General features: G+C 73.6%; 11 protein-coding genes and 1 pseudogene. 3 read left to right on the top strand and 9 right to left on the bottom strand.

Annotated features, from left to right (window positions below):
- On the bottom strand, positions 1-542 hold a 542-nt coding region (locus MWU57_RS17340; RefSeq protein ID WP_246910931.1), incomplete at its 3' end, for an ATP-binding cassette domain-containing protein.
- The gene (locus MWU57_RS17335) at positions 535-1,542 is read right to left on the bottom strand and encodes an ABC transporter permease (RefSeq protein WP_246910928.1); all 1,008 of its coding nucleotides are present in this window, start codon (positions 1,540-1,542) and stop codon (positions 535-537) included. The genes MWU57_RS17340 and MWU57_RS17335, both read right to left, overlap by 8 nt.
- Before the next feature lie 141 nt (positions 1,543-1,683).
- Here MWU57_RS17335 and MWU57_RS17330 point away from each other — a divergent pair, with 141 nt between their 5' ends.
- Complete coding sequence (locus MWU57_RS17330) at positions 1,684-2,943, top strand: CDP-glycerol glycerophosphotransferase family protein (RefSeq protein WP_106267818.1); 1,260 nt, start codon at positions 1,684-1,686, stop codon at positions 2,941-2,943.
- Here MWU57_RS17330 and MWU57_RS17325 read toward each other — a convergent pair.
- Together MWU57_RS17325 and MWU57_RS18520 are read right to left on the bottom strand one after the other, a co-directional pair.
- On the bottom strand, positions 2,933-4,195 hold the full coding sequence (locus MWU57_RS17325; RefSeq protein ID WP_246910924.1) for a CDP-glycerol glycerophosphotransferase family protein: 1,263 nt from the start codon (positions 4,193-4,195) through the stop codon (positions 2,933-2,935). The two genes, MWU57_RS17330 and MWU57_RS17325, sit on opposite strands and share 11 nt — an antisense overlap.
- Before the next feature lie 18 nt (positions 4,196-4,213).
- Positions 4,214-5,701, bottom strand: a complete 1,488-nt coding sequence (locus MWU57_RS18520; protein WP_246910921.1) for a glycosyltransferase — start codon at positions 5,699-5,701, stop codon at positions 4,214-4,216.
- A 112-nt stretch (positions 5,702-5,813) separates the two neighbouring features.
- Here MWU57_RS18520 and MWU57_RS17315 point away from each other — a divergent pair, with 112 nt between their 5' ends.
- The gene (locus MWU57_RS17315) at positions 5,814-6,869 is read left to right on the top strand and encodes a hypothetical protein (protein ID WP_246910918.1); all 1,056 of its coding nucleotides are present in this window, start codon (positions 5,814-5,816) and stop codon (positions 6,867-6,869) included.
- Entirely contained in the window at positions 6,866-8,062 is a 1,197-nt protein-coding gene (locus MWU57_RS17310) for a DUF6716 putative glycosyltransferase (RefSeq protein ID WP_246910915.1), read from the top strand. Before MWU57_RS17315 ends, MWU57_RS17310 begins: the two co-directional genes overlap by 4 nt.
- Positions 8,063-8,065: 3 nt before the next feature.
- Here the strand turns inward: MWU57_RS17310 and MWU57_RS17305 are convergent, their stop codons facing one another.
- From MWU57_RS17305 to MWU57_RS17285, 5 genes and pseudogenes are all read right to left on the bottom strand, one after another.
- Positions 8,066-9,151, bottom strand: a complete 1,086-nt coding sequence (locus tag MWU57_RS17305; RefSeq protein ID WP_281495889.1) for a glycosyltransferase family 2 protein — start codon at positions 9,149-9,151, stop codon at positions 8,066-8,068.
- Positions 9,144-10,613 carry an alpha-2,8-polysialyltransferase family protein gene (locus MWU57_RS17300; RefSeq protein WP_246910913.1) on the bottom strand — a complete coding sequence of 490 codons (1,470 nt, stop codon included), beginning with the start codon at positions 10,611-10,613 and terminating at the stop codon, positions 9,144-9,146. Before MWU57_RS17300 ends, MWU57_RS17305 begins: the two co-directional genes overlap by 8 nt.
- Positions 10,610-11,581 (bottom strand): glycosyltransferase family 2 protein, encoded by a 972-nt coding sequence (locus MWU57_RS17295; RefSeq protein ID WP_246910910.1) that lies wholly within the window; start codon positions 11,579-11,581, stop codon positions 10,610-10,612. Before MWU57_RS17295 ends, MWU57_RS17300 begins: the two co-directional genes overlap by 4 nt.
- Positions 11,582-11,626: 45 nt before the next feature.
- Complete coding sequence (locus MWU57_RS17290; protein ID WP_246910934.1) at positions 11,627-12,523, bottom strand: N-acetylneuraminate synthase family protein; 897 nt, start codon at positions 12,521-12,523, stop codon at positions 11,627-11,629.
- A 111-nt stretch (positions 12,524-12,634) separates the two neighbouring features.
- Positions 12,635-12,994: pseudogene (locus MWU57_RS17285) on the bottom strand (KdsC family phosphatase); the annotation flags it as partial.
- Between the last annotated feature and the right edge of the window lie 56 nt (positions 12,995-13,050).

The following is a 13,050-nucleotide window of genomic DNA, read 5'->3' as shown; positions in this document are numbered from 1 at the left end:
TCGTCGAACTTCTCGTCGACCTCCTTGGGCGTCATGCCCAGGGCGAGGCCCCCGATCTCGATGTTCTTCGAACCGGTCATCTGCGGCATGAGCGCGGCGTTCACGCCCAGCAGCGCCGGCTCGCCGTCGACGTAGACGGCCCCGGAATGCGGCGGGATGAGCCCGGTGATGGCGCGCAGCAGCGTCGACTTGCCCGACCCGTTGATCCCGACGATCCCGATCGACTCGCCGTGGCGGGCGGTGAACGACACGCCACGCACGGCGTGCACCTCGCTCACGGCACCGACGTGCTGCCGCCCCGCCCCGAGCAGCCGCTTGACGAAGCTGCGCTTGACGGGTGCCGCCTTCTGGACCTTTGCCCCCGAGCGATGCGCCCGCGCGCGCTGCTTGCCGCCGAACACCCGGAAGACGATGTGCAGGTCGTCCACCACCAAGCAGGGATCGCCCAACGGGATGCTCTGCGCGTTCTGGCCGGCGTCGTCCTCCTCGAGCTCCATGTCGAAGTCGAGGTGGGCGTCGGCCTCGCTCACGTCGTCAGTCACGTCCGTACCTCTCTTCGCCACGCCAGAAGATGATGAAGCCCGCCACGAAGAACACGACCGCCCAGACCACACCGAGGATCCACATGATCGGTTCCTGGACGAACGCCTCCTCGTCCATGAGGGACGAACGCCCCAGGTAGAGGTAGACGGCGATCGGCTGATACGTGAGCACCGGCTCCAGCCAGACCTGGACCGAGTCCGGGAGCCTGCCGACGTAGTGCGCCAGCGGGAAGATCACGCCGGAGCCGTACATGGCGAAGCGCAGGACGAACGAGATGATGTTGTCCAGGTCCGGCGTGATGGCCACGGCGCGCGCCATGACGAAGGCCAGCCCCATGTTGAAGACCCACATCAGCGCGACCGCGGGGATCAGCAGCAGCCACTGCCAGGTGACGTGCACCGGGTCGTAGCCTGGCAGCAGGCCCGACGCGAGGACGATGAGACCCATCACGAAGAGCGCGGGCACGAGCGTCGCGAGGTGCGACACCACGTTGGAGATCGGCAGCACCGCGCGGGGGAAGTGCAGCGAACGGATCAGGTTGGTCCGCTTGTTGATGGACTGCGCGCCGCCGTTGACCGACTGCTCGACGAACCGGAACAGGAAGACGCCGATCACGATGAACGCGATCGTGTTCTCGACCCCGCGGCTCGTCTGCAGGATGATCCCGAAGATGATCACGTACACCGTGGCGTTGAGCACCGGGTTGAGGATCGCCCAGAGCTGCCCGAGGTAGGTGTTCTGGTTCTTGGCGTACGCGGTCGCCGTGCCGAGCACCCGGATGAAGGCCCACCGCGAGGCGACGTCCTTGATGTACGACCACAGGGGTGGCCGCACGCCCATCTTCGTCAGGCCGTACCGGTCGGCGAGCGCCCGCCTCTCGGCCGACGACATGGTGGGAGTGATCGGCTCCGGTGGCTCCGGCGGGCTGGGCCGCTCGTCGGGGCGGTCCGGTGTCCCACGGTCACCAGAGGTGGCCCCTGCGGTGATGTCGGTGGTCACGAAGGTTTCTTACCTGTCCTTGGGAGGTGGGGCCGTGGTCTTCCGGCCCCGTCGATCGTACCGTGGCGCCGTCGGTGGCCGACGCCGGTCAGCGTGGAATACTCGGTGTGCCCTCGGCCCCCGCCCCCTCGGAAGGAACGGATGTCCCCCGTCAGCCCGCCGCGTCGCTCGCTCGTCGATCGGGGCCGCGCACGCCTCGGCCGCCTCCTGCTCAAGGTCGGGAGCCTGGCCAACCGCCTCGTCCGGCAGTCGGTGGTCGGTGAGCCTCCGCTGTTCGACCCGGAGCTCGACGAGCTGCCCCGCTACCCCGTCGTCGTCTACTTCGCCGACCCGCCGGAGCTCGGCTACCAGATCCAGCAGTGGTTGCCCGTGCTCGAGCAGGTGGCGCAGCACCGCCCGCTCGCGATCGTCACCCGGAACTGGGCGACGACGACGCTGCTGCGCGCCTCCACGAGCCTGCCGGTGCTCTTCACGCGCAAGCTCGACGGGCTGCGCCGCATCTACGACCAGGTCGACGCCAAGACGATCATCTACGTCAACAACGGCATGCGGAACTTCCAGTCGCTCATCTACCAGCGCGGCCTGCACGTCCACGTCAACCACGGTGAGTCCGACAAGATCTCCATGGTGTCCAACCAGGCCAAGGCGTACGACCACGTCGTGGTGGCGGGACAGGCGGCTGTCGAGCGGCACCGGCGCGCACTCATCGGCTTCGACCTCGAGCGCCTGGTCGTGTGCGGCCGGCCGCAGCTCGACCTGCAGGTCGAGCCGATCCTCGCGCCGTCCGCCGGGCGCCGGACGGTGCTCTACGCGCCGACGTGGTCGGGCGAGGACGACGCCAACAACTACACGTCGCTCGACAGCTACGGGGTCGCGATCGTGCGCGCGCTGCTCGCGCGCGACGACGTCCGCGTGATCTACAAGCCGCACCCCCGCGTGCTGACGACCGACGACAAGCCGGTGGCGGCCGCCCACAGCGCGATCAAGCGGCTCCTGGCGGAGCAGGGCCCGGCGGCCGGTCACGCCATGCCCTTCGACGCGGACATCCTCGGGCTCTTCGACGGTGTCGACCTCCTGGTCACCGACATCTCGTCGGTGGGCCTCGACTTCCTGTACCTGCGCCCGGACGCCCCGATCGTGCTGACAGACCGGCGCTCCGACCGTGAGCGCCTGCTCGCCGACGCGCCGGTCGCCGGAGCCGTGGACATCGTCGACGCCAGCACGGTCGACGACCTGCCGGCGCTCCTCGCCGCCAACCTGGCGAGCGACCCCCTCCACGAGGCCCGAGCCGGGATGCGCGACCACTACTTCGGGTTCGCTCGTGGTGAGAGCAGCCGCCGCTTCCTGGACTTCGTCGTCGGGTGCGTGGACCGCCGGGACGCCCTGCTCCTCAGCGACTGAGCTCGCGCCCGATGCGAGCGACCTCACGGTCCCGGACGGTCATGAGGTCCTCGCAGGCCGTCACGAACCGCCGCGTCGCCGCGCCGGGAGCGGTGTCCCCGAGGTAGTGCTCGCGCAGCCGGAGCCGTTCGTCACGACCCGGGTCCTCACGGAGCTCTCGGTCGACGAGATCGAGGACCCCCGCAAGCCCTGCCACGGGCAACGCCGGGGCCAGGTCGAGCAGGGGGCTGGCGGCGATCACGGCCGCGCCGGCGGGCCGGGTGACCACGATCGGCGCGCCCGTCGCGAGCCAGTCCATCGCGACGCCGGAGACGTCGCACACGAGCAGGTCTGCGGCCGCGAACGCCGGCCCGACGTCGCGGTGGGTGTCGGTCGCGTGCGGGCTCCCGCCCGCCGGCGCCTCCGCGCCGTCCAGGAACTCCCGGATCGCTGCGTCGGCGTCGCCGTACGCGGCGTCGCGCACCCCGGTCAGCGGGTGCGGCCGGTACAGCACGCGGTAGCGGCCCGACTCGACGAGGGTACGGACCAGCCGCAGGCCGTGCGAGGCCACGGTGCCGTACTCGGCGGACGGCTGGCCGCCCTCCCACGTCGGCGCGTAGAGGACCGTCGGCACCGGGCCTCGTCGGGTCTCCGCCCGGAGCCGTAGCTGAGCGTCGAGCTGAGGCCGCCCGACCGGCACACAGCGTGCGTGGGCGTCGTACAGGGTGCTGAACCGCGCCATCCGTTCCACGGCGGCCTGGCCCGCGACGAACGAGAAGTCGTAGGCCTTCGTCTGGTTCGACACGGTGACGACCTTGTCGCTGTCGCCGTGCATGAGCGACGCGTGCACCATGCTCCCGAACCGCAGGCAGGTGAAGTTCTCGGGGTTGTGGTTCACGTACAGCGCCAGCCTGGTCGTGGAGCGGCCCAGGACGTCGTCGAGCGTCGTGTAGTGCGCCACCGTGCGGACGGCCAGCCCGGAGTCCCGGCGCACCGCGGCCGCGGTGCGCGAGTCCCGCGTCACGACGACGACGGGATGCGCGGCGTCCAGCGCGCGCAGCGCCTCGTACCACTGCTCGAGCTGGTAGAGCGCCTCCGGGGTGTCAGCGAAGTACACGAGCACCTCATAGGGCCACGACGTGCCGAGCAGCGCCGCGTCCTCACCACGACCGTCAGGGGTACCGGCGGGCAGCAGGCCGAACCGGCGGATGATCCGGCCGCCGGCGGACCTGACGCGCCGTCGGAACGTGGCACCACGAGGGGTGGCGGGCATGGGACTCCTGAGGTCGGCTCAGCGGGGGGCGCGCCGCAGCATACCGGCCACCCGCCGGACCAGGCTGCGGTCGGCGTCCGGCGACGACGTCGCGGCGGGCGCCGACGCCGGCCGAGGGCGGCGACGCTCGACGTCGGCGAAGACGTCGGCCCACTGCGACACGACCGCCGGGGCGGAGTAGTTCTGCGCCGTGGCCATCGCGGCGCGCCGCATGCTCTCCATGGCGGCGTCGTCGAGCGTGACGAACCGCTCGATCGTCGCGGCCAGGGCGTCGACGTCCCCCTGCGGCACGAGGAACCCGTCCACGCCGTCGGTGATGATGTCCGCCGGGCCGTACCGGATGTCGTAGGCGATCGGCACGCAGCCGCGCGCCATCGCCTCGGCGAAGACGAGCGGGAGCCCTTCCGCGCGGCTGGTGAGCAGCAGGAACGACGCGTCGGCGAGCCGGTCGGCCGCACCACGGACGTAGCCGTGCATCGTCACGCCGGGCACCTTCTTGGCGAGCCGCGTCAGCTTCTCCCGGTCGGGCCCGTCGCCGTACACGTCGAGCGTGACGTCCAGTCCGGTCCGGGCCGCCGCTCGCTGCACGCCTCGGATGGCGTGCGGCACGCGCTTGCGCCCGTTCAGGCTGGCCAGCATCGCTCCCCGGAGGTGGTCGGGCCGCGCCGTCGTGGTGTGCGACGGCAGATCGGTGCTGTTGGGCACCACGAACGTGTTGTCGCGGTCGCCCACGCGGTCCAGGACGTCGCGTCGCTGCCCCTCGGTGAGGAACACGACCGCGTCGTAGTCGTCGATGTGCTGCACGAGGGGCACACGGGTCCGCGAGAGCGGACCGTGCGGATCGGTCGCCCCGGCGGTCAGGTGGGCACCGTGCACGAGGTGGGCCGTGTAGATGCCCGGTCGGCGGAGCGCGGCGAAGAACTTCGTCAAGGACTTGCTGTCGACCACCACGTACGCGGGCTCGTCCGCGAGCACGTGGTCGGTCCACTTCCGGTACACCGCCCAGACCGAGCTCCACGATCGGCCCTCGCGCCCGTCGCGGGTGTAGAGGGTGACCCGCCGCCCGGAGAGGCGTCGCTCGTCGACGGCCGCCAGCGTCCCGTCCCGGCGGAAGTGCAGCTCGCGCAGGGAGCTGCCGTCGTCGTCCTCCTCGACCCGCACGAGCTCGCCGGGGGCTCCTTGCGTGCGGACGGTCGCGACGGCGCCCGGCTGGGGCGCGACCCGCTCGTCGGGCAGCGCGCGGATGTCCTCCCACACGTTGTGCAGCGTGACCCCCGGGACCAGCTCGCCACGCTCGAGGAGCGTGGTCTGCATCGCCTCGACGTCGAGGGTGGCGGAGAAGGTCAGGATCTGGACCGGGACCCCTGCCTCCTCGACGAAGGTTCGTGAGCGGCGCAGCAGCGCCGACGTCATGCCGCCGTAGTCGGACGGGATCGACCAGGTGGCGGCGGCGTAGCTTCCCTGCGGGAACGGGGCGTCCGTGCGGCGTCCGGAGGTTCTGGGCACCGCACCATCGTAGTGGCGGGCCGGGCAGGGCAGCACGAACGCGACCTGCATGTTCATCCGGGCTCAACCCGCCGGCCACCACGCCGTCGCCCCTGCGTGCTTCCCTGGCCGGGTGAGCGCACTGGTCGAGTCCCCGCTGCAGCTGCTGTGCGCCGTCGAGGCGTACGCGGCCGGGCACGTCACGCCGCCCGCCGCGACGCAGGCCCGGATCGTGGCCCGCTCCGACGTCCCGACCCTCGCCACCGCCGTCGGCGCCGTCCGGGACCTCGGTCTGCCCGACGGCGTCGACGTCACCGTGGGGCCCGTGAGCCGGACGCTCGGCGGCGACCCCGTGCACCTGGTCGGCGACCCCTTCTCCGGAGTCTTCCAGACCGCCCTGGCGCGCGGCACCGCCCCGGGTCGCATCGTGGTCGTCGACGACGGCCTGGCGACGCTCGACATGGCCCGGCGGCTCGTGGAGGCCGAACCGATGGTCCGGCTTTCCACCCCGACGGGCCCCCTGCGCTACACACTCGGCGCGGTCACCACGCGGCGGCTGCGCCGCCTCGCGCGGGCCGGTCGGCTGACGATGTGCACCATGCTGCCCCTGGACGACGGCCTCACCGCGGGGCTCACCGCGCTCGGCGTCGAGGTCGTCGAGCACTCCTTCGCCTGGTTGGGCTCACGGTCCGACGCCGGCGCACCGCCCGCGATCGAGGAACCGACCGTGGTGGTCGGCTCCGGGCTCGTCGCCGACCGGCTGGTGCACGCCGACCAGTACGCCGCCTGGCTGGCGGGTCTCGCCGCCGACGGGCCGGTCCGCTACATCCCGCACCGCCGCCACGACGCGCTGGTCACCGCGCTCTTCGAGCGGCTGCCCGGGGTCCGGGTCGACGTCCCGGGCGCCCCGGTGGAGATCCGGCTGCGCCGGCTCGGCGCCGACCAGCGGGTCGTCTCCCTGCCGTCCACGTCCGCGGTGACCCTCACCCGCCTCCTCACGCCGCGCGGCGTCGCCGTGCTGCCGCAGGACGTGCCCGACTCCTGGTGGACGCCGCGGGCGACCCCTGCCCTGCGCGAGCACCTCGGCGTCGCCGCGGGCCTCGCGCGGGCGGCCGACGCCGGACGCTCCGCCGAGCGCCCGGCCCGGCCGGCCAGCCGGCCGGGGCGGCGCACCAGCCCCGTCGCATGACGGTGCGTGTCCTCGCGGTCGCCGACTCCGACTCCTATCTCAAGTGGGCGGCGTGGAGCCTGGCCCGGCTCCGGGACGACCGCGGCACCCCGGCCCTCGTGCCCGCGGCGGTCGTGGTCCGGTCTCCCCTGGCACCGACGCCCGAGCAGTCGGCGGCGGCGGTCGCCGGCACCGGCCTGGCGGCGCCGCCGGTGCTGTCGCCGGGCGCGCTCGCGCGGCTCGTCAGAGCACGCCGGCCGGACGTGGTGCTCGTCGCCGCGACGGGGCCGGTCGCCGAGCTGGTGGCGCGGCGGGTGCTGCGGGCCACGCGCTCCGGACGGCGTCCGGCACTGGTCACGGGGCTGCCCGGCATGGCGCTGCCCGCCACGCAGCACGGCACCGGGTGGCGGCGGTGGGCCGACGCCTTCGTGGTGCACGGCCGCCACGAGGCCGAGCCCTACCGGACCGCGTTCGCCCGGCACGGCGCCGCCCCGCTGGTCCTGCTGTCGCGGCTGCCGTTCCTCGACGTGCCGAGCGCGCCCACCGACCACGTCCCGCCGCCCGTCGCCCCGCACCGCGTGGTCCTGGCGGCCCAGGCGAAGGTGCCGACCACCCGCGACGAACGGGTCCGGCTGCTCGACGGCCTGGCACGCCTCGCCGACGACGGCTTCGAGGTCACGGTCAAGCTGCGGGCCCGCACGGGCGAGCGACAGACGCACAACGAGCCCTACCCGCTCGACGCCCTGTGGACGGCCGAGCACCGCCGCCTGGGGCGGTCGGTCGACGAGGTGGGCTTCGCCGTCGGCCCGATGTCCGACCACCTCACCCCGGGCACCGCCCTGCTCACCGTGAGCTCGACGGCCGGGCTGGAGTCGCTCGCGCGCGGGCTGCCGACGGTCTTCCTCACCGACTTCGGGGTGGGGCCCGAGCAGCTCAACGAGGCCTACGTCGGCTCCGGCTGCCTGGCCGCGCTGGACGAGGTCGCGGCGATCCTGCGCGCCGGCGGCCCCACGCCCGAGCCCGGCTGGTGCGAGGCCGGCTACCTGCACCGCGGCGACGAGCTGGGCCCGGCGGTGCGCGCGCTCGCCGAGCGGGCCCGGGCCGGCACGCTCGAGCCGCGGACCGCCGTCGTGCCCTGGTCGTGGCCGCGGTACCTGTGGTCGACGACGCGCTCGGCGCTGCCCGCGACGCTCTCCGCCCGGCTCACCCGCTGAGGGTCAGGCGCGGTGGTCGGCGGCCGCCCTGGCCGTCAGGCCACGCACGAACCCGGAGCCCCAGCACACGTGCATGACCACGAGCACCACGGGCAGCACCAGCGCCGCCCGGCGGCGCAGCACCGGTCGGCGCGACGCCGCGTGGCCGGCCGCGAGGAGCACGCCCAGCAGGTAGGCCGCCGGCAGCGCGACACCCGCACCCACCACCGCGGCCGAGCCGACGGCGGCGCCGCACGCCACCAGCAGCAGCGCCAGGCCGAGGAACAGGACGAGCACCGGTGGGGCCAGGTAGCGCAGGCCCGCCGTGGAGGGGTCCCGCCGCACGACCTCGCGCCGCCACATGCCCGTGCGCCAGAACTGCTTCGCCACCGCTCCCAGCGTGCGCCGCGGGCGGTACTCCACCACCAGCGAGGGGTCGAACCACAGCAGGCCACCCGCCCGGCGCAGGCGCAGGCAGAGGTCCCAGTCCTCCGCCCGGAAGAGGGTCGGGTCGTAGCCGCCCACGGCCTGCACCGCGGCCCGCCGGAACGCGCCGAGGTAGACGGTCTCCGCCGGACCGGCGCGGCCGCCCGTGTGGAACGACGCCGGGCCGATGCCGGCCGGGTGGCTCATCGCCCGCGCCGCCGCCTCCTGGACCGTGCCCTCACCCACGGGGGTCATCACCCCGCCCACACCCACCGCACCGGTGGACCGCAGGAGCTCGATGCAGCGCCGCACGTAGTCCGACGGCAGCTCGGTGTGGCCGTCGACCCGCACGACGACGGGGTGGTCGGACGAGTCGTCGGCGCCGGTGCCGTGCTCGATCGCCAGGTTCAGGCCGATCGAGCGCGACCCCGTCGGGTTGTCCACGACGGTGATGCGGTCGTCCTCCGCGGCGAGCCCGGCGGCGATCGCGGCCGTGGCGTCGTGCGAGGGGCCGACGGCGAGCACGAGACGCAGGTCGCCGTCGTGGTCCTGCCGCAGCACCGACCGGACGGCCGCGGCGAGGTAGGCCTCCTCGTCCCGGACGCACGCGACGACGGTCACGCCGCACGTGGGCGCCAGGTCCTCGGCGGGCCGCAGCAGGGTCTTCTCGTCGGGTTCAGCCATCCATCTCGCCCTTCACGGCGGCGACGGCGGCCCGCAGGTCGTCGCCCGCCCCGGCGTACCGCCGTCGCACGAGCCGTCGCAGCCGGCCGCCCAGGAGGCGCCGGTCCACGGCGTCCGCCATCGCGACGACCCGTGGCGAGCGCCAGCGCGGCACGGGCAGCCCGCCCGGCAGCCCCAGCGCGGTGAGCCGCTTGCGGCGGAACCACAGCCGCAGGCTGGTGTCGTCCAGCTCGCGCAGCAGGTCGGCGGTCTCGTCGCGGAACCGCGCCAGGAGCTGCGGCTGCTGGCAGTAGGAGACGGCGCGGACCAGCCGCTGCATCGCCGCGGGGTCCGCCCACCGCCCGCCGGGTCGGCCGAGCGCGTCGATCGCGACGGCGGGGACCCGGTTGGAGTTCGGGTACGGCTCGAGGCGCTCGAGCAGCATGCGGGTACCGACGTTCTGGGTCGGCACGTCGTAGAGGGCGCCCGCCGTGGCGAGCGCCGTCGAGAAGCACGACACGACGAGGCCGGGCACCGACTCGCCGTACAGGGACTCGGCCAGCACCGCCGCAGGGGCCACCTCCAGCTCGACGCCGAGGGACCGAGCGTGCTCGACCAGCTCGGCGGTGCCCTGGCGGGGTGCCGACGGGTGCGGCTTGAGCAGCACCCGCGTGAACCCGCGGTCGGCGGCGACCTGGACCATCCGGCGGTGCAGCGCGGCCTCCTCGGCCTCGGTGAGGAGGCCGATCGCCGCCATGTACTGGCCCAGCAGCAGGGCGTACGAGCCGGCGTCGGGCAGCCGCTCGGCGAGCGTGCGCGGCACGACGGCGGAGTGGCCGTTCGTCGGGCCCTCGCGCTCGGCGCGGGCGACGTCCGCCGCGACGGCGTGCTCGGTGAGCGCACCGACGATCTTGCGGAACGACTCGCCCGGCACGACGACGCCGGGGACGTCCCACTCGGCGAGCAGCGTCGGCCGCACCCCCGGCAGCAGGTCGAGGTGGAGCAGCCGCTCGATCCGCCCGCCGACCTCGTGCCGCAGGTCGAACCGGGTCGGGCCGTACACCATCAGGCCGTCGGCGTACACGGTGACGGCGGCCGAGGCGAAGATCGCGACCAGCGCGCCGGTCGGGGGCGTGGCCACGGACTCCCCGACGATCTCGAGCGGGCCGTCGCCGAGCTCCCACCGTTCGCGCAGGAGGCGCTCCCACAGCGGCGCGTCCGCGGGCCGCGGCTTCCACTCCTTGGGGTGGAACGGCGTCACCACGTCGTTCCAGGCGACGACGTCGTCGAACCGGTCGGCGAGCGCCGCGAAGGCCGGGCCGGTGGTGAAGGGGTCGGAGCACTCGGGTGCCGGCACGTTGTGCTGCACCACCAGGACGGTCCGCTCCCGCCGGGGCAGCACGCCCGCGTCCCAGGCCGCGGCGACCGTGGCCGCACCGAACAGCGTGGAGGCCGTCACGACCTGCGTGGTCACGTCGCTCACAACGGCACCCCCTGCTTGCGGACGGCGCGCACCCGCTCGGGTCCGAGCGCGGCGACCTGCCGGGCGACGACCTGCTTGTCGAACCGCCCCACCGTCTGCCGGGCCCGGGCGGTCATCGCGTCCCAGACGTCGGCGGGGTAGGCGCTGCGCCGCGCGACGTGGTGGTGGAGCACCGCGAGGACGTCGCGCAGCACCTTGGGCTCGTACTCGTCCAGGCGGTCCCGGCGCAGGCGTTCGAGCACCGTGTCGTAGGCCTCGAGGAAGCCGAGCTGGCGGGCGTCCCCGACGTCGGTGAGCGAGCCCGTCACGGCCCGTCGGTACACGTAGCCGGGTGCGTCCACCACGGCGTACCGGTGGGTGCCGAGGAGCAGGCGCCAGGCCCACTCCCGGTCCTCCGCCGTCGGCAGGTGCTCGTCGAACACGGCCAGGCCGTCGTCGACCACCCGTCGGGAGAGGAACCGGGACGAGACCTGCACGTAGTTGACCATCGTCGACCGCGAGGTGGGCATGATCCCGGTGCGCGGGTCGAGCGGCACGTGGCGCCGGGGCTCGGGGGCCCGCACCCGGCGGCGCTCGTGGCCGTAGGCCTGCACCTGGTCGCACACGAGGAAGTCGACTGCGTACCGTTCGGCGGCGTCGAGCATCGCGGCCAGGTGGCCGGGGAAGTACCAGTCGTCCGGGTCCAGGAACGTGACCCAGCGGCCCCGCGCCTCGCGGACGCCCCGGTTCCGGGCCGCGGACACCCCCTGGGGGGTGCGGTGGTGGACCCAGCGCAGCGCCGGGAGCCGGGACGAGGCCTCCTCCAGCACGGCGAGGGTGTCGTCGGTGGACCCGTCGTCGACGACGACGACCTCCAGCTCGCACAGGTCGAGGTCCTGGCGCTGCAGGCTCCCCAGGGCGTCGGGCAGGTGCCCGGCGGCGTCCCGCGCGGGGACGACGACGGACACCTGCGGTCGTGAGACGGTCATGCGCTCGGCGTCCCCTTCGGTCCTTCGGTGCTGGCGAGTGGGCGCTCAGGCGCCGGTCCGGCGCAGGCGCGACATCGGGGCGAGCTCGCCCGGCATGACCTTCTTCTCGCCGTCGCCCAGGGCCTCCTGGAGGATGCGGATGTCGCGCACGAGGTTGGACAGGCCCTTCGGCTCGAGCGACGCGGCGTGGTCGGAGCCCCACATCGCGCGGTCAAGGGTGATGTGACGCTCGACGGCGACGGCGCCGAGCGCGACGGCCGCCAGCGAGATCTGCAGGCCGGTCTCGTGGCCGGAGTAGCCGACGGGCACGCCGTACCGCTCCTGCAGCGTGGTGATCGTGCGCAGGTTGGCCTCCTCGGGAGGCAGCGGGTACGTCGACGTGGAGTGCAGGATCACGAGGTCGTCGGTGCCGAGGATCTCCACGGCGGCGTCGATCTGCTCCAGGGTCGACATGCCGGTCGACAGGATGAGCGGCTTGTCGGTGTCGGCGAGCGCCCGCAGCAGCTCGTGGTCGGTCACGGACGCCGAGGCGATCTTGTGCGTCGGCACGCCGAACTCCTCGAGGAACGCGACCGAGGGCACGTCCCACGGGGAGGCGAACCACTGCACGCCCTGCGCCTTGGCGTACTGGTCGATCTCGGAGTACTGCTCGTGCTCGAACTCGACCTTGTACTTGTACTCCAGGTAGGTCATCTCGCCCCACGGGGTCTGGCGGATCTTGTCCCGCTGGTCCTTCGGGGTGGAGATCTCCGGGGTGCGCTTCTGGAACTTCACGGCCTGGCAGCCGGCGGCCACCGCGACGTCGATGAGCTGCTTGGCGATCTCGACGTCACCGTTGTGGTTGATGCCGATCTCCCCGATCACGTACACGGGCTCGCCGGTACCCACGGCGTGCTCTCCGATGTGGACGGGCTGGGCCGGGGCGGTGGAGGTGGCGGTCATGACGGGGTCCTTCCGGTGGATGGTGATGCGGTCGCAGATCTCGCGGACGGCGCCGTGGCCGCCTCGCGCTTCGGTGACGACCCGCGCGGCGGCGAGCACGTCGGGGTGGGCGTCGGCGACGGCCACGGGCCAGCCGACGACGCGCAGGGCGGGGAGGTCGTTGACGTCGTTGCCGACGTAGGCGACCCGGTCGGGGTCGAGCCGGTTCGCGGCGCACCAGTCGCGCAGGGCCGTCGCCTTGTCGTCGATGCCCTGCAGGACGTCGACGCCGAGCTTGCGGGCCCGCGCGGTGACGACGGGGTTGGTCTCCTTGGACAGGATGAGCAGGGGGACGCCGGCGGACCGGAGGTGTCCGACCCCGAGCCCGTCGCCGCGGTGGACGCGCACCTGCTCGACGCCGTCCTGGGAGACGTAGACGCCGTCGTCGGTGTGCACGCCGTCGAAGTCGGTGACGAGTGCGTCGACGTCCATCCCCTCCGGTGCCGAGCGTCGAGGTTCTGACCGCTTTGCGCGGTCAATGCGGTCAG

Source organism: Isoptericola sp. S6320L (assembly GCF_023015685.1).
Lineage (GTDB): Bacteria > Actinomycetota > Actinomycetes > Actinomycetales > Cellulomonadaceae > Isoptericola > Isoptericola halotolerans_A.
Note: the sequence above shows the minus strand (reverse complement) of the source record. Positions and strands in the feature narration are given on the sequence as shown.

Bases quoted from the DNA above. Each gene is read 5' to 3' on its own strand.
- MWU57_RS17330 (WP_106267818.1), top strand. From the start codon at position 1,684: ATGTCCCCCGTCAGCCCGCCGCGTCGCTCGCTCGTCGATCGGGGCCGC.
- MWU57_RS17325 (WP_246910924.1), bottom strand. From the start codon at position 4,195: ATGCCCGCCACCCCTCGTGGTGCCACGTTCCGACGGCGCGTCAGGTCC.
- MWU57_RS17310 (WP_246910915.1), top strand. From the start codon at position 6,866: ATGACGGTGCGTGTCCTCGCGGTCGCCGACTCCGACTCCTATCTCAAG.
- MWU57_RS17305 (WP_281495889.1), bottom strand. From the start codon at position 9,151: ATGGCTGAACCCGACGAGAAGACCCTGCTGCGGCCCGCCGAGGACCTG.
- MWU57_RS17295 (WP_246910910.1), bottom strand. From the start codon at position 11,581: ATGACCGTCTCACGACCGCAGGTGTCCGTCGTCGTCCCCGCGCGGGAC.
- MWU57_RS17290 (WP_246910934.1), bottom strand. From the start codon at position 12,523: ATGACCGCCACCTCCACCGCCCCGGCCCAGCCCGTCCACATCGGAGAG.